The 18,407-nt window shown below is 60.9% G+C and carries 15 protein-coding genes; 9 read left to right on the top strand and 6 right to left on the bottom strand.

Annotated elements, in window-relative coordinates:
- Position 1 precedes the first annotated feature (1 nt).
- The gene (locus AC07VL_RS14905) at positions 2–871 is read left to right on the top strand and encodes a methylenetetrahydrofolate reductase (protein ID WP_494806644.1); all 870 of its coding nucleotides are present in this window, start codon (positions 2–4) and stop codon (positions 869–871) included.
- Positions 872–927: 56 nt separating this feature from the next.
- On the opposite strand, the gene glmS is transcribed toward AC07VL_RS14905, so the two are convergent.
- On the bottom strand, positions 928–2,757 hold the full coding sequence (gene glmS, locus AC07VL_RS14900; protein WP_494806551.1) for a glutamine--fructose-6-phosphate transaminase (isomerizing): 1,830 nt from the start codon (positions 2,755–2,757) through the stop codon (positions 928–930).
- Positions 2,758–2,918: 161 nt separating this feature from the next.
- Here glmS and AC07VL_RS14895 point away from each other — a divergent pair, with 161 nt between their 5' ends.
- Positions 2,919–3,392: an Lrp/AsnC family transcriptional regulator gene (locus tag AC07VL_RS14895; protein WP_494806550.1), complete on the top strand. Its 474-nt coding sequence runs from the start codon at positions 2,919–2,921 to the stop codon at positions 3,390–3,392.
- Positions 3,393–4,055: 663 nt separating this feature from the next.
- Here the strand turns inward: AC07VL_RS14895 and glmU are convergent.
- Positions 4,056–5,432, bottom strand: a complete 1,377-nt coding sequence (gene glmU, locus AC07VL_RS14890; RefSeq protein WP_494806549.1) for a bifunctional UDP-N-acetylglucosamine diphosphorylase/glucosamine-1-phosphate N-acetyltransferase GlmU — start codon at positions 5,430–5,432, stop codon at positions 4,056–4,058.
- Positions 5,433–5,460: 28 nt separating this feature from the next.
- Here glmU and AC07VL_RS14885 point away from each other — a divergent pair, with 28 nt between their 5' ends.
- The 5 genes from AC07VL_RS14885 to AC07VL_RS14865 all read left to right on the top strand — a co-directional run bounded on the left by AC07VL_RS14885 (position 5,461) and on the right by AC07VL_RS14865 (position 8,818).
- Positions 5,461–6,366 (top strand): DUF6279 family lipoprotein, encoded by a 906-nt coding sequence (locus tag AC07VL_RS14885; protein WP_494806548.1) that lies wholly within the window; start codon positions 5,461–5,463, stop codon positions 6,364–6,366.
- 197 nt (positions 6,367–6,563) lie between these two features.
- Positions 6,564–7,223 (top strand): 16S rRNA (guanine(966)-N(2))-methyltransferase RsmD, encoded by a 660-nt coding sequence (rsmD, locus tag AC07VL_RS14880; protein ID WP_494806547.1) that lies wholly within the window; start codon positions 6,564–6,566, stop codon positions 7,221–7,223.
- A 111-nt stretch (positions 7,224–7,334) separates the two neighbouring features.
- Positions 7,335–7,832 carry a pantetheine-phosphate adenylyltransferase gene (coaD, locus tag AC07VL_RS14875; protein ID WP_034752633.1) on the top strand — a complete coding sequence of 166 codons (498 nt, stop codon included), beginning with the start codon at positions 7,335–7,337 and terminating at the stop codon, positions 7,830–7,832.
- A gap of 14 nt (positions 7,833–7,846) precedes the next feature.
- A complete protein-coding gene (locus AC07VL_RS14870; protein WP_494806546.1) occupies positions 7,847–8,113 on the top strand; it encodes a YfhL family 4Fe-4S dicluster ferredoxin in 267 nt (88 codons plus the stop codon).
- Between the two features lie 108 nt (positions 8,114–8,221).
- Positions 8,222–8,818, top strand: a complete 597-nt coding sequence (locus AC07VL_RS14865) for a chalcone isomerase family protein (RefSeq protein ID WP_494806545.1) — start codon at positions 8,222–8,224, stop codon at positions 8,816–8,818.
- 63 nt (positions 8,819–8,881) lie between these two features.
- On the opposite strand, the gene AC07VL_RS14860 is transcribed toward AC07VL_RS14865, so the two are convergent.
- Positions 8,882–9,187: a hypothetical protein gene (locus AC07VL_RS14860; RefSeq protein WP_290601919.1), complete on the bottom strand. Its 306-nt coding sequence runs from the start codon at positions 9,185–9,187 to the stop codon at positions 8,882–8,884.
- A gap of 196 nt (positions 9,188–9,383) precedes the next feature.
- On the opposite strand from AC07VL_RS14860, the gene AC07VL_RS14855 reads away from it, so the two are divergent.
- On the top strand, positions 9,384–10,364 hold the full coding sequence (locus tag AC07VL_RS14855; RefSeq protein ID WP_071325928.1) for a LysR family transcriptional regulator: 981 nt from the start codon (positions 9,384–9,386) through the stop codon (positions 10,362–10,364).
- A gap of 53 nt (positions 10,365–10,417) precedes the next feature.
- Here AC07VL_RS14855 and AC07VL_RS14850 read toward each other — a convergent pair whose 3' ends face one another.
- Complete coding sequence (locus AC07VL_RS14850) at positions 10,418–11,980, bottom strand: methyl-accepting chemotaxis protein (protein ID WP_494806544.1); 1,563 nt, start codon at positions 11,978–11,980, stop codon at positions 10,418–10,420.
- A gap of 202 nt (positions 11,981–12,182) precedes the next feature.
- The gene (locus AC07VL_RS14845; RefSeq protein WP_010393827.1) at positions 12,183–12,638 is read right to left on the bottom strand and encodes an Lrp/AsnC ligand binding domain-containing protein; all 456 of its coding nucleotides are present in this window, start codon (positions 12,636–12,638) and stop codon (positions 12,183–12,185) included.
- A 207-nt stretch (positions 12,639–12,845) separates the two neighbouring features.
- On the opposite strand from AC07VL_RS14845, the gene putA reads away from it, so the two are divergent.
- Positions 12,846–16,499 carry a trifunctional transcriptional regulator/proline dehydrogenase/L-glutamate gamma-semialdehyde dehydrogenase gene (gene putA / locus AC07VL_RS14840; RefSeq protein WP_494806543.1) on the top strand — a complete coding sequence of 1,218 codons (3,654 nt, stop codon included), beginning with the start codon at positions 12,846–12,848 and terminating at the stop codon, positions 16,497–16,499.
- Positions 16,500–16,575: 76 nt separating this feature from the next.
- Here putA and AC07VL_RS14835 read toward each other — a convergent pair whose 3' ends face one another.
- A complete protein-coding gene (locus AC07VL_RS14835) occupies positions 16,576–17,334 on the bottom strand; it encodes a 5'-methylthioadenosine/adenosylhomocysteine nucleosidase (RefSeq protein ID WP_494806542.1) in 759 nt (252 codons plus the stop codon).
- Between the last annotated feature and the right edge of the window lie 1,073 nt (positions 17,335–18,407).

The following is an 18,407-nucleotide window of genomic DNA, read 5'->3' as shown; positions in this document are numbered from 1 at the left end:
GATGCATCCCGATCAGCCCACGCCCGCCAGCGGCCTCACGCACGCCTATTCCCTGGAAGTCGGTACGAAGGACATGGCTGCCTTGCGCGCAGCGGCGCCCCGGATAATACCCGGGTCAACCATTGCCATTCCCTACCTGCCGCGCGAAGACGACGACGCGCGGCTGGCCGCCGTGCGGACCGTGCGCGGGCTGGGCTTTGAGCCCATGCCGCACTTGTCTGCGCGCCGCATCGCCTCGCTAGCCGGGTTTGAGTCCTTCGTCCAGCGCGCGGTGGCGGAAGCGGGCGTCGAGCGCTGCTTCGTCATCGCCGGCGACCCGTCCACCCCGACGGGGCCGTTTTCCGACAGTGCAGCGCTGATCGCCACCGGCGTGTTCGAACGCGCGGGCGTGAAGGTAATCGGCGTGGGCGGTCATCCGGAAGGCCATGCGGTCATGCGCACAGCCGAACAGTGGGAGGTGCTTGAACGCAAGTGCCGCAGCATCGAGCAGCGCGGCATGGCGGCCATGATCGTCACGCAGTTTGCGTTTGATGCCGACATCGTGTTGACGTGGCTCGCAGCGCTGCGCGAACGCGGCATGGAGCATCCCGTGCGCGTGGGCGTGCCGGGTCCCGCCAGCATCGCCGTGCTGGCGCGCTATGCGGCATTGTGCGGCGTGGACGCCTGCGCCTCAATGTGGTCCAAGTACGGCATCGCGATCGGCAAGCTGCTCGGCACGGCGGGGCCGGACCTGTTTGTCGAGCGCCTGGCCAGCGGCCTGACAGCGGCCCATGGCAAGGTCAGCCTGCATTTCTTCCCCTTCGGCGGGGTCGCCCAGTCCGTGAAGTGGATAGAGCAGTACAGGGCGCGCGCCGTTCCGGCCTCTGGATGATGACTGCCTGTCGCCGGCGGCATTGCGCCGCAGGCAACAGGCAGCATCCGGCCCGCTTACTCCACTGTTACCGACTTGGCCAGATTGCGTGGCTTGTCGACGTCCGTGCCGCGTGCCAGGGCCGTGTGGTACGCCAGCAGCTGCAGGGCGCAGACGTGCAGGATGGGCGACAGGTCGCCGTAGTGCTCGGGCAGGCGGATGACGTGCAGGCCTTCGCCGGAGTGGATGTGCGAGTCGACGTCGGCAAAGACGTACAGCTGGCCGCCGCGGGCGCGCACTTCCTGCATGTTCGATTTCAGCTTCTCGATCAGGGCATCGTTCGGCGCGATGGTGACGACCGGCATTTCATTCGTCACCAGGGCCAGCGGGCCGTGTTTCAGTTCACCGGCCGGATACGCTTCGGCGTGGATGTACGAAATTTCCTTCAGCTTCAAGGCGCCTTCCAGGGCGATCGGGTAGTGCATGCCGCGGCCCAGGAAGAGGGCGTTTTCCTTGCGCGCGAATTCCTCGGACCAGGCGATGATCTGCGGTTCCAGCGCCAGCACGGACGCGATGGCGACGGGCAGGTGGCGCATGGCTTTCAGGTGCGCCGCTTCCTGCTCTTCGGACAGGTGGCCATTGACTTGCGCCAGGCACAGGGTCAGCAGGAACAGGCCCGCCAGCTGCGTCGTGAACGCCTTGGTCGAGGCCACGCCCACTTCCACGCCGGCGCGCGTGATGTAGGCCAGGGCGCATTCGCGCACCATGGCGCTGGTGGCCACGTTGCAGATGGTCAGGGTATGGTGCATGCCCAGGCTGCGCGCATGCTTCAGGGCGGCCAGGGTGTCGGCCGTCTCGCCGCTTTGCGAGATCGTCACCACCAGGGTGTTCGGGTGCGGCACGCTGTCGCGGTAACGGTATTCGCTGGCCACTTCCACGCTGACGGGCACTTTCGCGATCGATTCGATCCAGTATTTGGCCGTCATGCCCGCATACGAGCTGGTGCCGCAGGCGAGGATCAGCACGCGGTCGATCTGCTTGAAGATTTTATAGGCGTCGTCGCCGAACAGTTCCGGCATGATGCCCGTCACGCCTTCGAGCGTGTCGCCGATGGCGCGCGGCTGTTCGAAGATTTCCTTCTGCATGTAGTGGCGGTACGGGCCCAGCTCGGCCGCGCCCGTGTGCGCATGCACGGTCTTCACTTCGCGCTCGACGGGCTTGCCATCGACGTCGACGATCCAGCAGCGCGACAGTTGCAGGTCGACCACGTCGCCTTCTTCCAGGTAGATGATCTGGTCGGTCGTGCCGGCCAGGGCCATGGCGTCGGAGGCGACAAAATTTTCACCGTTGCCCAGGCCGACGATCAGGGGCGAACCCTGGCGCGCGGCCACGACGCGGTGCGGCTCGTCACGGCAGAAGACGGCGATCGCATACGCGCCGTCCAGGCGTTTGACGGCTTGCTGCACGGTCTCAAACAGGTCGCCGTTGTACATGTGCTCGACCAGGTGGGCGATCACTTCTGTGTCCGTCTGGCTCTGGAAGACGTAACCCAAGGCCGTCAGTTCGGCGCGCAGCTCGTCGTGGTTTTCGATGATGCCGTTATGCACCAGTGCCACGCGGGCATTCTCTTCCGTCGGGGAAAAGTGCGGGTGCGCGTTGAACGAGACAGGGGCGCCATGCGTGGCCCAGCGCGTGTGGGCGATGCCCGTGAAGCCGCTCAAGCCTTCTTCGCCGATCTGCTTTTCCAGCTCGGCCACGCGCGAGGTGGAGCGCGAACGCTGCAAACGGCCATCCGCGTGCAGGGCGATGCCGCAGGAATCGTAGCCGCGGTATTCCAGGCGCTTCAAGCCTTCGAGCAGGATGGGAGTGATATTACGTTGCGCAACTGCGCCGACGATGCCGCACATGGAAACCTCTAGTTAAAAATTAATCAATGCACGCATGCTAAAGCAGAGCGTATGAAATATGCTTTCTAAATCATGGTATTTTTGACTGAATATTTCACATCGATTTTGCGATGAAATATTCTTTCATTTATACTTAATTTATTTCCCAATTCATCAAAATCATGAGCGAACACAACATTATCCTCGACGAGATCGATCGTCGCATCCTGAACGCCTTGCAAATTGATGCATCGCAAACCAACAGCGAGCTGGCCCAGGCGGTGCACGTGTCGGCGCCCACGTGCTTGCGGCGCGTCAAGCATTTACGGGAAAGCGGCGTGATCGAACGGCAAGTGGCCATCGTCGCGCCGCAGCTGGTGGGCGCGCGCCTGACGGCCATCGTGGAAATCTCGCTCGACGTGCAGGCGGCGGAACGCCTGGCGCAATTCGAGCAGCTCGTGGCGGACGAGCCCGCCGTGCTGCAGTGCTACCGCGTCTCGCCCGGCCCCGACTTCGTGCTGATGGTGCAGGTGGCCGACATGCCCGCGTATCACGCGCTGGCGCACCGCCTGTTTGCCGCGCATGCCAATGTGCGCAACGTGAAAAGCTATTTTTCCACGTTTCGCAGCAAGTTCGAGACGCGCATCGCCGTATGAATCCCCATGGCGGCGAAGTTATCCCGCGCTATCAGTGCACTTATGCACAACATTATCCACAAGCCATCCACCCCGCCCCGCCAGGCATGCACCTTGACTGACATAAAAAGACCGGCGCCGAATCTGGCAAGCTGGCCGGTGTCGAATACTTATCCCGCCTTATCCTCAGCTTGCCCACCCGTTAGCAACATGCTTATGCACAGTCTTACCCACAGGGGCGAGACGCACATCCTGTAAAAATATACTGACAATACAATGACTTGCAAGTTATTCCTCGCTTATTCACGCCTTGCTCACAGGCTTATCCACATTGCCAGGTATTCACACGGCAGGGTGATTTCTTACTGACATGAGTCGGCTCTTTCTTGGGCATTAGGTGACGGGAGGAAAAACTTATCCCGGCTTTTCCACGGCTTGTCCAGCGCTTATACAAGGCTTATACCGAGCTTGTCCATGACTTGTGCGCAGGCTTGTGCACATGCTTATCCACACTGCAAAAATCGGGGTGGCAACGGCAGATATCCAAATGGCCAAGTTATCCCGTCTTATACGCAAGCTTTCCACAGGCTTACCCACAGATGGGGAAGGGGTCTGGCAGGCGTAAAAAAACGCCGCCAGCCCGGAAAGGCTGGCGGCGTCATGCCTGCCGGACGATGCGCCCGCTTACTTCGGTAGCTTCACGGGACGGCTCCAGCCGTCGATGGTCACTTGCTTGGCGCGTGAAATGGTCAGCTTGCCTGCCGGCGCATCTTTCGACAGGGTCGTGCCGGCGCCCAGGGTGGCACCCTTGCCCACGGTAACGGGAGCAATCAGCTGGCTGTCGCTGCCGATGAAGGCGTCGTCTTCGATGACCGTGCGGAATTTATTCACGCCATCGTAGTTGCAGGTGATGGTGCCGGCGCCCACGTTGACGCGCGAACCGATGGTGGCGTCGCCGATGTAGGCCAGGTGGTTGGCCTTGCTGTGCGCGGCGACCTGGCTGTTCTTCACTTCGACGAAGTTCCCGATATGCACGTCTTCCGCCAGCACGGTGCCGGGGCGCAGGCGCGCGTAGGGGCCGATGAGGGACGCGGCGCCGACGACGGCATCCTCGATGTGGCAGAACGGCTTGATGTGCGCGCCATCGGCCACCGTGGCGTTGATGATGACGTTGTTGGCGCCCACGCGCACGCCGTCGCCCAGCACCACCTTGCCTTCAAACACGCAGCCGACATCGATGGTGACATCGCGGCCGCAAACGAGTTCACCGCGCACGTCGATGCGGGCCGGGTCGAGCAGGGTCACGCCCCGCTCCAGCAAGGCTTGCGCGATATTGTTCTGGTGGATGCGCTCGAGCTGGGCCAGCTGCACCTTGCTGTTGACGCCAGCCACTTCCCACACGGCGGCCGGGTGGGCCGAAGTGACGGCCACGCCATCGGCGACGGCCTGGGCGACGATATCGGTCAGATAATATTCCCCTTGGGCATTGTTATTCGACAAGGCCGATAACCATTTCTTCAGGGGCACGGTCGGCGCGACCATGATGCCGCTGTTGATTTCGCGGATAGCGCGCTCTGCTGGCGTAGCATCCTTTTCCTCGACGATGCGCACGATAGCGCCGTTGTCGCGCACGATGCGGCCCAGGCCGAAGGGATCGTCCTGTTCCACCGTCAGGATGGCCAGCTTGTCGCTGCCGGCCGCCTGCACCAGCTTCTGCAGGGAAACGGCACTCGTCAGCGGCACGTCGCCGTACAAAATCAGGGTCGGTACCGACTCGTCGAGCAGGGACACGGCTTGCTGCACCGCATGGCCCGTGCCCAGCTGCTGCGTTTGCTCGGCAGCGTCGAGGGTCAGGCCATGGCTGGCCTTGTAACCGTCGAGCAACTTCAGCACCGCAGCGCCCCCATGTCCGTAAATCACGCATAATCGGGACGGCGCCAGCGTGCGCGCCGTATCGATCACATGCGACAGCAGCGGCTTGCCAGCCAGCGGGTGCAGTACCTTGGGCAGGGCCGACTGCATGCGTTTCCCCATACCGGCGGCGAGAATGACAACGTTCATAGACCGTAATTTTTTAAAAGTTAAGAATATGGAAAAGTTTAACACGCAGGCCCCGTATTCCACGCCGTTCCGGCGCTTTACTTATGCCGTGCTGGCCATCCTGCTCGTCATCATGGCCGGCTGCAGCGGCTTGCGCCTGGCCTACAACAACGGCGACACCGTGCTGTACTGGTGGCTCAATGCCTATGTCGACCTGGACCGCGACCAGAAGGGCTGGGTGCGCGAGGACATCGACAAGCTGTTCGACTGGCACCGCAAGACGCAGCTGAAGGATTACGTGGACATCCTGCGCACGGGGCAGAAACAGTTGCAGGGCAATATCACGCAGGCGGACTTGCTGGCCGATTACGGCGAGATCAAGCACCGTACCCAGACGCTGCTGCTGAGGGCCGCGCCGGAACTGGCCGACCTGGCGCGCTCGCTCAAGCCCGAGCAGATCGCGCAGATGGAAAAGAAGTTCAAGTCGAACAATGACGACTACCGCAAAAAATACCTGAGCGGCGACCAGGACAAGCGCCAGAAGCTGCGCTACAAGAAAGCCATGGAACAGTTCGAACTGTGGTTCGGCGGCTTCAGCAGCGAGCAGGAAGCCATCATCCGCAAGGCGTCCGACGCGCGCCCGCTGAACAACGAGATCTGGCTCGACGAACGCATGCGGCGCCAGCAGAATGTGTTGAACCTGGTCAAGAAAGTGCAGCAGGAAAAGCTCGGCAAGGACGTCACCGTAGCCTTGATCACGACCCTGATCAAGGACAGTTTCGAGCGCCTGGAGCACTCCGAGCGCAAGGCCTTCTTTGACGCTTACCAAGACAGCACGGCGCAGATGGTCTTGACGGTGATCAAGATTGCCACGCCGGCGCAGAAAGCCCATGCCGTCAAGCGCATGCAGGGCTGGATCGACGATTTCAATTCCCTGGCCACACAAGCCAAATAGCGAGGCAGCGCCAGCAGGGGGGAGGGGGCCATATGCTATAGTGGCCGCCATCGAATTGAAGAAATGGAACGCCTGACAAAACCTGCTGCGCGTCGCGATTTGCGGCCTGCGATGCTCACTGTGCCTTCGCACAGCTGCGCTTCTGAGCCACAACGCACTGCCGCTCGCTATGGTTTTGTCAGGCGTTTTAAATGCCCATGCAAAAGAAAATTAAGAAACCCGCCAAAGTCCCCGTCCACCACGCGCCGCCACCGAACCAGGTGCGCATCATCGGCGGCCAGTGGAAGCGCTCCGTGCTGCCTGTCTTGCAGGCACTGGGCTTGCGCCCCACGCCGGACCGCGTGCGCGAAACCGTATTCAACTGGATCAACCACCTGCGCGATGGCGACTGGGCCAACGCCCAGGTGCTGGACCTGTTCGCCGGCAGCGGCGCCCTGGGCTTCGAGGCGGCCAGCCGCGGCGCGGCCTCCGTCACCATGGTCGACACGCACACGCCCGTGATCCGCCAGCTGGAAGAGAACAAGGCCAAATTGCGCGCCGACAATGTCCAGCTGCTGCGCGGCGACGCCCTGCTGACGGCGCAAGGCCTGGCGGCGCGGGGCCAGCGTTACGACCTGATCTTCCTCGATCCGCCGTACCAGCAGGATTTCCTCGCCAAAGTGCTGCCGCTGTGCGCCAAGCTGCTCAAGGAAGGCGGCATGGTGTACGCGGAATCGGGCTTGCCGCTGGTCTTCGATGAAACCAGCGCACTGGAAAAGCCCGAGTGGATGGCGCCGTGGGAAGTCATCCGCGCCGACAAGGCGGGCACCGTTTATTATCATTTGCTAACTTACAACAAAGTGCCGGCAACAGCCTGAATCTGCCTATAAAACAGGCAAAACAGGGCTAAAACGGCGCCCCGGCCCAGGGCGAGGCACCATTTTCAGGCATAATGCGCGTCTATATTGGTGCATCATCAGGGAGCCGCAATGGTTGTAGCCGTTTATCCAGGAACATTCGATCCGCTCACGCGCGGTCATGAAGATTTGGTGCGCCGCGCATCGGGTCTGTTTGACAAGCTGATCGTCGGTGTGGCCGACAGCAAGAACAAGCAACCGTTTTTCTCGCTCGACGAACGCCTGGAAATCGCCAACGAAGTGCTCGGCCACTATCCGAACGTGCAGGTGGAAAGCTTTTCCGGCTTGCTCAAGGATTTCGTGCGCAAGCACGAAGCGCGGGTCATCGTGCGCGGCCTGCGCGCCGTCTCCGACTTCGAATACGAATTCCAGATGGCGGGCATGAACCGCTACCTGCTGCCCGATGTCGAAACCATGTTCCTGACACCGTCCGACCAGTACCAGTTCATTTCGGGCACCATCGTGCGTGAAATCGCGGCGCTGGGCGGCGACGTCTCCAAGTTTGTCTTCCCCTCGGTGAACCGCTGGCTGCAAAACAAGATTGCCGCCAACGCTGCATCATCGCAATAAGTAAGAGTGAAATCATGGCATTACTGATCACCGACGAATGCATCAATTGCGACATTTGCGAGCCCGAGTGCCCGAATGACGCGATCTACATGGGCGCGGAAATCTACGAAATCGATCCCAACAAGTGCACCGAATGCGTGGGACACTTTGACGAGCCGCAATGCCAGCAAGTGTGCCCCGTCAGCTGCATCCCCTTCAATCCCGCCTGGCGCGAGACGCCGGAGCAATTGATGGCCAAGTACGAGCGCCTGCAGGCCGAGCTGCCTGCCGCCAAACCCTAAGCCTTTCTTTCTCGCCACGTCTGCGTGGCGCCAGCTTCTGCCAACTGTTCTACACTGTGTGCTTGTGCGAACTTATCCACAGCACAAGTTTCTCTACGGAGGCAGAAGATGCAAATAAGCACATCCCGTTTGGGCCGCTCCCTGGCCGCCGCCTGCCTGTGCGCTGCCCTGGCGCAAGCAGCGCTGGCGGTCGAGGTGGGCGGCGTCAGGCTGGACGAGACGGTACAGCTGGCCAGCCGCGAATTGAAACTCAACGGCGCCGGCGTGCGCTACAAAGTCATCTTCAAGGTCTACACGATCGCCCTGTACCTGCCGGAAAAGAAAACCCAGCTGGCCGACATCCTGGCGCTGCCCGGGCCGCGCCGTCTCGAGATCGTCATGCTGCGCGACATCACCTCCGACGAACTGGGTCTAGCCTTCATGCAGGGCTTGAACCGCAGTTCCGACCAGGCCGACCGCACGCGCCTGCTGAGCCAGACGATGCAGTTCGGCGCCATGTTCGCCATGGTGCCGGGCCTGAAGAAGGGCGACATCCTGACCGTCGACTGGCTACCGGACGAAGGTACCTTATGCAAGCTGAACGGCAAGCAGCTGGGCGACAAGGTGCCCGAGCTGGCTTTCTACAATGCGCTGCTGAAAATCTGGATCGGCGCCCATCCGGCCGATACCCAGCTGCGCGCCCACTTGCTGGGTGACATGGCGTAGGCAACAACGCAGGCGTAAAAAAAGCCGGTGCGCACACCGGCTGGTCTTTCCGTAACAGCGAGCTTATGCGCGTGTCGACAGGGCGCGCAGTTCGGCGGCATTGCTCGGCGACACGCCATCCATCTTGCCCAGGGTGCGCTTGAGCGCCTGCGCTTCGCGCATCTGCTGGCGCGCCAGGCGCTCTTCACGGCTCAGCTTGGGACGCACCACCAGCACCATGGCGCGGGCGATGCCCACCAGCAAGGGCTTGAACAGCAGGGCGAAGGCGCCCGCGGCGACGATCACCAGCACGATTTGCAGGGCGTTGAGCAGGGAAATCTCCAGCACGGGTGCGGATACTGCGTACAGGGCGGAGGCGAAGGTAGACATACTGTTCCAGTGCATTATAGAATTTGCCAGTACTATAGTGCAGTGCAACATATAAATCTAATTCCATTTCCTGATACCAATTATATGAATCGTGAATGGAAAACTGTAATATTTTTTTACGAGTGAAAATATTCGTGCCCGGCGCGGTTTACACTCCTGACTAATTCTTCGAATTCAACTTTTATCTGGGCTTTCCATGAGTTTTCTGACGCTGGATCTGAACTTGCTGCGTGTTTTCGACGCCGTCATGACGGAACAAAACCTGACGCGCGCAGCCGGCCACCTGGCGATGACGCAGCCGGCGGTATCGAACGCCATCAAGCGCCTGCGCGAAAGCCTCGGTGACGAATTGCTGATCCGCACGGCCTATGGCGTGAAACCCACGCCGCGCGCCGAAGCCCTGTGGCCTTCCGTGCGCTCGGCCCTGGCCAGCCTGGAAGCGGCCGTCACGCCGGAAACCTTCGACGTGTCGAAGACGCACGCCACCTTCCGCATGGCCATGGCCGACGCCACGGCCGCGTTCTGGCTGCCCTCGCTGATGCGCTCGATCGAACGGGAAGCGCCGGGCGTCAACGTGCGCATGATGCCGCTGACCACGCGCGAGCCGCGCCCCATGCTGCTGCGCGGCGACATCGACCTGGCCGTGGGCTTCTTTCCCGGCGTGGCGGCGCAATTGTCGAGCGACACCAGCTCACCCATCCGCCATGAGCGCCTGTATTCCGGCAAGTATGTGTGCGTGATGCGGCGCGGCCATCCGCTGGCCAAGGTGGAACTCAACCTGGATAACTATTGCGCGGCGAATCACCTGCTGGTGAGCTTTTCCGGCCGCGCCCACGGCCTCGTCGACGAAGCGCTGGCGCAGATCCACCGCGAACGCCGCATTTTGCTGACGGTGAACCAGTTCTTCACGGCCGGACGCGTCGTCGCCAATTCCGACCTGATCACCGTCCTGCCGCGCCACCTGATCGCCTCGACGGGCATGACGGAGTCCCTGCTGTACAAGGATTTGCCGTTTACCTTGCCGGCTGTCCACCTGGACATGTTGTGGCACGAACGCGACGCCCGCAGCCCCGCCCACAAATGGCTGCGCAACCACCTGGAAGAAATGAATACGCCCACCCTGCGCTCGGCCACGGCGGCCGGCGGCGGCGTGGCGCCGAAGCCGCATATTGAATAAATGATCTGCCAGCACCAGAAAAAACGCCTGATGAGTAATCATCAGGCGTTTTGCTATGCATGGCTGCTGGAGCGATAACCAATTCTAAACCCGCCCCAGTGCTTGCCCTCGACGTGGATGGGCACGGACAAGTCGTGCATGACCTCGCCCGTGTCGCGCTTGTACGTCTGCAACAGGAACGGCTTGGTATTGCTGCCGCAGCGCTTGCCCGTGCGGTCGCTGAAGATGCGCTTGGTGCGGTTATTGACGATATCGGTGGCGTAGTCGCCCGTCAGCGGCTGCGAGAACTTCTTGTTGTGCGTTGGAAAGTATCCATTGTTGTCGACGGCGCCCGCGTACGCCAGGTGGGGCAGGGCGGCCAGCACGCCCTCCTGCAGCTCCGGCAGCACCTTGTCCGTGAACGCGTCGAACTGCGTGTTGTGCTTGGGCGGATTGGTGTTCGGGATGGGCCGGTAGTGGCGGTCGAACAGGGCTTCGCGCGTGATGCGGCCCGAGGCGATGGCGTGCTCGAACAATTTGCCCACCTCGCGCGCGGCGCGCTGGGCGGCCTCGCGGATTTCGTCGTGGGGCGTGGCCACGCTCGCCTCGCCGAGGGCGCCGGCGATCACTTCGGCCCGCTCGGCCAGGGCCATCGCCGACTGCGTGGCGCGCGGCAATTCCGCGTTGGTCGACAGCATGCTGTCGCGGATTTTCTCGATGGCATCGGCGATCACCTGCGTCGTGTCGACATGCTCGCGCGAAGCGCGGGCGATCTGCCCGATCTCGTCCTCGGACACGCCCGACGATTCCTCGATATGGCTGAGCGAAGCATGCACGCTTTCCACATTGCGCGCCGCTTCCGTCACGCCGGCCGCCAGTGCCCCCATGCCGCGCGCGGCTTTTTCCGCCTGTTCATTGATTTCGCGCACCATCACGCTGATTTCATCGGACGCTTCCTTGGTGCGCTGCGCCAGTTGCCGCACTTCCCCGGCCACCACGGCAAAGCCGCGCCCGTGTTCCCCGGCGCGCGCGGCCTCGATGGCGGCATTCAGCGCCAGCAGATTGGTGCGCGCGGAAATATCGGAGATGGCTTCCGTGAAGCCCGTGATGCGTTTGGATTTTTCCTGCAGGCTCAGCATGGTGCTGGACGCGCCTTGCGCCTCTTCGCGGGCGCTATTGATGCGCCGCAAGCCCTGGTCCACTTCGGCCCGCGCCGCCACGCTTTCCTGCCGCACGCCGGCGGCCACTTTGGCCGCCCGTTCCGCATTGGCGGCGATCTTTTCCGTCATGACCGCATTCTGTCCGGAACTGTCGGCGATGTCGCTGGCCGTCTGCACGTCCAGTTCCACCTTCTGTTTGACGGAGTCAACAAAATACGACGTTTCCGCCGCCCCGATCATGATGGCGTCGATGGCCTGGCCCACCGTGTCGGTGAACTGCTGCAAGCCCGTGTCGCCGCGGGGGCGGCTGGCCAGCGCCAGCAATGCGGCGCCCGTGCCGGCGGCCACGCAGGCAATCAGATAGGGAGATGCGCCGCCGCCCAGCGCCAGCAGCAGATACACCAGGCAACAGGCGACGGCCATGGCCAGGATCGTGAATACAAAGAAACGCACCAGCTGATGCTGCAACTGCTTCATTTGTCCCCCGCTGCGAGAACCCGTCCCCCTCCCGTGGAGAAGGGGGTGTAACCGTATGCGGATGGGCACGATTGCCCGCCTTGCACCCTGAACTGGCGTCTGCGCGTCGTTTCAGGCGGCTACCGGATGGCAGAATTGTGGTTCTACCCTACAACATTTGTTCCGATAGCTCAATCAGAAAAACGGCAGCACTACACCGGGGTCACTTAATCGGCAATTTGGTGGTGTTTTTGACCTCTTCCATGACGGCATAAGTGTGGGTTTCCCGCACACCTTTTTGCAACAGCGTCTTGCCCAGGAATTCGCGGTAAGCGGCCATATCCTTGACGCGCGCCTTGACCAGGTAATCGAAACCGCCGGCCACCATGTGACATTCCAGTACCTCTGGAATGATTTGTACGCTATGCTTGAAGGCGTCGAACACTTCCGGTGTCGTGCGATCGAGCACGACTTCGATAAACACCAGCAACGAGACGTCGAGCAGCTGCGGGTTCAACTGGGCCGTATAGCCCATGATGTAGCCCGATTCGTGCAGCTTGCGCACGCGCTCCAGGCAGGCGGCCGGCGACAGGTTCACGCGCGCGGCCAGTTCCACGTTGCTGATGCGTCCATCACTCTGCAATTCCATCAAGATTTTCTTACTGATCTTGTCCAGCATGCGAATCACCCCCATATAAATATTATTTGGTTAAATTGTCGCATCAAAAACTATCTATTGCTAGTCCTCTGTATTACCAGAATTAATCCATAAGAATCCCCTTTACAATCGAATCATCTTAACGTTCGACTTTCTGTATTTTTTTGCACCAAAAAAGAGCAAAAATTACCGCAGGTTTCGTCCCATTTTTCCTTGTAAAGAGTCCCTATGCACCCTGCTGGCCCTTCGGCTTTTACCCCGATTCCCTTTGCTGCGCTCCAGGCGGAAATCCTGCCCGAAGCGACGCCACATCGCGCCGCCATCACTGCCGCCTATAGGCGCGACGAGGTTTCGGCCGTGCAGTGGCTGTTGCAACAAGTGCGCGCCAGCAGCACCGAAACGACGGCCGAAGGCCAGGCCCTGGCGCACCGCCTCGTCTCGAACGTGCGCCAAAAACGCACACGCGCGTCCGGTGTCGATGCACTGATGCATGAGTTCTCGCTGTCCTCGGAAGAGGGTGTTGCATTAATGTGTCTGGCCGAAGCGCTGTTGCGTATACCCGACAGTCAAACGGCCGACCGCCTGATCGCCGACAAGATCAGCAAGGGCGACTGGCGCAAGCACCTGGGTGAATCGCCGTCGCTGTTCGTCAATGCCGCCACCTGGGGCTTGCTGATTACGGGCAAATTGGTCAGTACCAGCAGCGAATCGGGCCTCGCTTCGGCCATGACCAAGCTCATCGCCAAGGGCGGCGAGCCGCTGATCCGCAAAGGCGTCGACCTGGCCATGCGCATGCTGGGCAACCAGTTCGTGACGGGCCAGACCATCGAGGAAGCCTTGAAAAACAGCCGCGACAACGAAACGCGCGGCTACCGCTATTCCTACGACATGCTGGGCGAGGCGGCCCTGACGCAAGCGGACGCGGCCAACTACTATGCCTCGTATGAAACGGCGATCCACGCCATCGGCAAGGCGTCGAACGGCCGCGGCATCAAGAACGGCCCCGGCATTTCCGTGAAACTGTCGGCCCTGCACGCGCGCTACAGCCGCGCCCAGCACGCCCGCGTCATGCAGGAATTGCTGCCGAAGGTCAAAGCCCTGCTGTTGCTGGCAAAACAGTACAACATCGGCTTCAACATCGATGCGGAAGAAACGGACCGCCTGGAATTGTCGCTGGACCTGATGGAAGCCCTCGCTTTCGATGCGGACCTGGCCGGCTTCGACGGCATCGGTTACGTGGTGCAGGCCTACCAGAAGCGCTGCCCGTTTGCCATCGATTACCTGATCGACCTGGCCAAGCGCAGCGGCCGCAAGTTCATGGTGCGCCTGGTGAAGGGCGCGTATTGGGACGCGGAAATCAAGCGCGCGCAAGTCGATGGCCAGGAAGGCTATCCCGTCTACACGCGCAAGGTCTACACGGACGTGTCCTACCTCGTGTGTGCGCAGAAACTGCTGGGCGCCAGCGGCCTGATCTACCCGCAATTTGCCACGCACAATGCGCAAACCCTGTCGACCATCTTTACCTGGGCGAAACGCGACGGCATCACCGATTACGAATTCCAGTGCCTGCACGGCATGGGCGAGACCCTGTACGACCAGGTCGTCGGCCCGGCCAACCTCGACAAGCCATGCCGCATCTACGCCCCCGTCGGCTCGCACGAAACCCTGCTGGCCTACCTGGTGCGCCGCCTGCTGGAAAACGGCGCCAACTCGTCCTTCGTCAACCAGATCGTCGACGAAAGCGTGGCCATCGATAGCCTGATCCGCGATCCGCTGGAACAGGCGCGCCTGCAGGGCGGCTTGCCGCACCCGTCGATTCCCTTGCCGCTGGACATGTTTGGCAGCGAACGCAAGAACTCGGCCGGCCTGGACCTGTCAAACGAGGACACCTTGCGCACCCTGGCCGCCGGCCTGGCGCAGCAGCAGCAATGGCAGGCGGGTCCCCTGATCGACGGCGCCGTCAGCCTGAATGCGCCCACGCATGCCATCCACAATCCAGCCCAGCACGACGATCTCGTCGGCAAGGTCATGGAAGCGGGTCCGGCGGACGTGGAAACGGCCCTGGCCAGCGCCAGCGCCTACGCCATGGACTGGCAAACGACGGAACCGTCGCTGCGCGCGCAAGCCCTGCAGCGCGCCGCCGACCTGTTCGAGGAACACCATATCGAGCTGATGGCCCTGGCCGTGCGCGAAGCGGGCAAGTCCTTGCCGAACGCCATCGCGGAAATCCGCGAAGCCGTCGACTTCCTGCGCTACTACGCGGCACAGGTGGAACATGCGCCGAACAGCCTGGCGCTCGGTCCCGTGACCTGCATCAGCCCGTGGAATTTCCCATTGGCCATCTTTACGGGCCAGCTGGCCGCCGCCCTGGCGGCCGGCAACGTGGTACTGGCCAAGCCGGCCGAGCAAACGCCGCTGATCGCCCACCGCGCCGTGCAATTGCTGCACGCGGCGGGCGTGCCGCGCGGTGCGCTGCAATTCTTGCCCGGCAGCGGAGAAGTGGTCGGTGCCGGCCTGTGCAATGATGCGCGCGTCAAAGGCGTGATTTTTACGGGCTCGACGGAAGTGGCGCAATTGATCAACCGCAACCTGACCGCGCGCGCCGTCGCCGAAGGCATCGACCTGCCCCTGATCGCCGAGACGGGCGGCCAGAATGCCCTGATCGTCGATTCCTCCGCCTTGCCGGAGCAGGTGGTGCAGGACGTGATGTCGTCCGCGTTCGACAGCGCCGGCCAGCGCTGCTCGGCCTTGCGCGTGCTGTTCCTGCAAGCGGAAATCGCCGACAAGACCATCCACATGCTGAAAGGTGCCATGCAGGAGTTGCGCGTTGGCAATCCTGACCGCCTGGCCACGGATATCGGCCCCGTCATCGATGCGGAAGCGCAAGGCAATCTGCTGGCGCACATCAACAAGATGAAAACCGTGGCCCTCGACCACTATTCGCTCGACCTGCCGACCGTGAAAGGCACGTTTGTCGCGCCGACCGTGCTGGAAATCAAGTCGCTGGAGCAGCTGACGCACGAAGTCTTCGGCCCCGTGCTACACGTGATCCGCTACAAGCGGGCTGAACTGCCGCAACTGGTGCAATCGATCAACGACAGCGGCTACGGCCTGACCCTGGGCATCCATACGCGCATCGATGAAACCATCGCCTTCATCACCAAGCGCGCGCACGTGGGCAATATCTACGTGAACCGCAACATCGTCGGCGCCGTCGTCGGCGTGCAGCCCTTCGGCGGCGAAGGCAAATCGGGCACGGGACCGAAGGCGGGCGGCCCCCTGTACCTGAAGCGCCTGCAGCGCAATGCGCCGGCCGACGCGCAGCACCAGCGCCAGGCGCCGCCAGCGCTCGACGCGCTGACCGTGTGGGCCAAGATGCATGGCCACGACAAGGTGCAGCAGCTGGCGCAGGAATACGCGCGTACGACCTTGCTGGGCAGCACCACCGTCTTGCCGGGCCCGACGGGCGAACGCAATACCCTGAGCTTTGCCCCGCGCGGCACGATCTTGTGCGCGGCAGCCACCTCCGGCACCTTGATGAACCAGCTGGCAGCCGTGCTGGCGACCGGCAACCAGGCCCTCGTGCTGGCGCAATCGGCTGGCCTGATTCCCGGCGACCTGCCGGCCGCGCTGAAGGACCGCATCCAGGTCATCCATGATCTTGCATCCATTCAACAGGATTTCCAGATCGCCATGATCGAGCCTAGCCTCGATGGCCAGCTCAAAGCGCCGCTGGCGGCCCGGGAAGGTGCCCTGGTGGGCACCATCGCCACCACGGAGGAGGGTGTCATCCCCCTGTGGCGCCTCGTCGCCGAGCGGGCCCTGTGCGTGAATACGACGGCAGCCGGCGGCAATGCCAGTTTGATGATGCTCAGCGTCTAATATTTAAGCAGGTCATCAACGCAAACAGGGCAGAACCAGTGGTTCTGCCCTTTTTTTATGCATGCTAGCTGAAAAATCAGACGGCCAGGCGCCGGCACAGCTGTTGAATGATGGCAAACGCGTATGGCGAGGCGACCGTCTGCACGAAACGCATGAAGTCGACGGCCGCCTCTTCGTTGGCGTTGTCGGAAATGGTGCGCATGACGGTAAACGGCACGCCGAGTTCAAAACACACTTGCGCCACGGCGGCACCTTCCATCTCGAGGGCCAGCAAATCGGGCAAATCCTCCTTCAATTGCCGCACCTGCGCGGCGCTGCTGATGAACTGGTCGCCGCTGGCGATCATGCCGCGGTGCACTTGCGCGTGCTGCAAGCCAAATTCCACGATCTCGGCTGGTTGGAGCACGCTGGAAACATCGTCACGCAGGAAATCGGCGGCGGCGCCAGCCAGTTGCGTGCTCAGTTCCCGGTCCGTGGCAAAACGCTGCAGTCCCGTCAGCGGCACTTCGAAGCGGGGAAACAGAGGGCGGGCATCCATATCGTGCTGCAACAACGCTTCGGCCACGACGATATCGCCCACTTTCACGTGTTGATCCCCGCTGCCGGCCACGCCCGTGAAGACGATGTGGGTAACTCCGTACTTTTCCACAAGGATGGAAGCCGTCATGGCGGCGGCAACCTTGCCCAGACGCGACAGGACGCACACAGCGTCGATATTCCACAGGGTTCCCAGGGTGTAGTCACGCATGCCGTGTGAACGTCTCTGGGGGCCTTGCATGGCTTCTACGAGCCCCTGCTGTTCTTCGTGCAAGGCACTGATGATGCCTAAACGCATTTTTTGGGCTGAATTCATGCTGTTTTTACAGGTTTTGGGGATTGCCAGACGGTTTACAGGGTGAAAACAGCCATTCGGGCGACTTTTCCACCGTCCGCGTTTGTTTCTGTGTTTTAAATAAAGATGTATACATAAAAATAGTAGTGATAGTAAACGGCCATTTTTCTGTGGATAAGTCGGTATACCGTATAAAAATCATCGACTTGGCGTACAAAAAAGTAGGCGCACAAGCATTGTATCCACGGAGGACTTGTTTGGGATAAAAATCGGCTTGTGGACAAAGAACGACTTTTCCCACATCTCATCCTGTGGATATGCAGGCACTTATCCACACCGGCGAGCAAACGGCACGGTTTTTCTTGCTGTCGTGGCATGTTTGACGCGCTTCGCTGGCATTGATGCTTGTCGGGCAATCAAGGTTGAATGACCACGAGCGTTGTTCTCTCATGGACCTTGGCATCCAGGTGATTCCTGGAAGACGGTTTGGCAGTGGATCCGAGTGTTGCCGTTGGCCTTTTTTTTGGCGTTTTTTGCATGCTTTTTGGAAATATCCCACGACTTCCTTTTTTTTTGTCGGTTTACAATAGATCTATATATAAAAATAGTAGTAATAGTAAACGCGTTTTTTTCTGTGGATAAGTCATCTTTTTTCAACAGGATCAAGCGTTTACGTGAAAAATAAAGCGTGCATAATCGCTGTATCGCGCGAGGAGCAAAATTGTATAAAATGCGGGCCTGCACATAACTTCGTGTTTACTCACAAGTCATCCTGTGGATATCAAGTGACTTATCCACAATCGCTTCAAATTCCCCCTCTTTTCGACGTCGAATGGCTGGCTGGCAAGATGCCTGGCCAGGCCGGTTGACGTTTCTATTTTGCAAAACGGTTTGGCAGTGCTGTTGGCGTGATGCCGGCCGTGCCGGTTTTTGCCGCTCAGTTGTTGGCTCGGTTTTTTTTGTCAGTGAAAGCCGTTCGTCGGTTTTTTTTTTGATGACAGGCTGGTGAAGCTGCTTGATGGAGAAGGGCAGGCAAAACGTGCGTTGTCGGGTTTACCTTAACAAGATCGTATACA

Source organism: Janthinobacterium sp. GW821-FHT03C08 (assembly GCF_059420905.1).
This window is presented reverse-complemented; position numbering and strand designations above follow the sequence as displayed.

What these genes read in the sequence shown, in the direction of transcription:
- AC07VL_RS14860 (WP_290601919.1), bottom strand. Translation starts at nt 9,187, where the DNA reads ATGTCTACCTTCGCCTCCGCCCTGTACGCAGTATCCGCACCCGTGCTG.
- AC07VL_RS14895 (WP_494806550.1), top strand. Translation starts at nt 2,919, where the DNA reads ATGAGCGAACACAACATTATCCTCGACGAGATCGATCGTCGCATCCTG.
- AC07VL_RS14865 (WP_494806545.1), top strand. Translation starts at nt 8,222, where the DNA reads ATGCAAATAAGCACATCCCGTTTGGGCCGCTCCCTGGCCGCCGCCTGC.
- AC07VL_RS14850 (WP_494806544.1), bottom strand. Translation starts at nt 11,980, where the DNA reads ATGAAGCAGTTGCAGCATCAGCTGGTGCGTTTCTTTGTATTCACGATC.
- glmS (WP_494806551.1), bottom strand. Translation starts at nt 2,757, where the DNA reads ATGTGCGGCATCGTCGGCGCAGTTGCGCAACGTAATATCACTCCCATC.
- AC07VL_RS14845 (WP_010393827.1), bottom strand. Translation starts at nt 12,638, where the DNA reads ATGCTGGACAAGATCAGTAAGAAAATCTTGATGGAATTGCAGAGTGAT.
- AC07VL_RS14835 (WP_494806542.1), bottom strand. Translation starts at nt 17,334, where the DNA reads ATGCGTTTAGGCATCATCAGTGCCTTGCACGAAGAACAGCAGGGGCTC.
- AC07VL_RS14870 (WP_494806546.1), top strand. Translation starts at nt 7,847, where the DNA reads ATGGCATTACTGATCACCGACGAATGCATCAATTGCGACATTTGCGAG.
- putA (WP_494806543.1), top strand. Translation starts at nt 12,846, where the DNA reads ATGCACCCTGCTGGCCCTTCGGCTTTTACCCCGATTCCCTTTGCTGCG.
- glmU (WP_494806549.1), bottom strand. Translation starts at nt 5,432, where the DNA reads ATGAACGTTGTCATTCTCGCCGCCGGTATGGGGAAACGCATGCAGTCG.
- rsmD (WP_494806547.1), top strand. Translation starts at nt 6,564, where the DNA reads ATGCAAAAGAAAATTAAGAAACCCGCCAAAGTCCCCGTCCACCACGCG.
- AC07VL_RS14855 (WP_071325928.1), top strand. Translation starts at nt 9,384, where the DNA reads ATGAGTTTTCTGACGCTGGATCTGAACTTGCTGCGTGTTTTCGACGCC.
- AC07VL_RS14885 (WP_494806548.1), top strand. Translation starts at nt 5,461, where the DNA reads ATGGAAAAGTTTAACACGCAGGCCCCGTATTCCACGCCGTTCCGGCGC.
- coaD (WP_034752633.1), top strand. Translation starts at nt 7,335, where the DNA reads ATGGTTGTAGCCGTTTATCCAGGAACATTCGATCCGCTCACGCGCGGT.
- AC07VL_RS14905 (WP_494806644.1), top strand. Translation starts at nt 2, where the DNA reads ATGCATCCCGATCAGCCCACGCCCGCCAGCGGCCTCACGCACGCCTAT.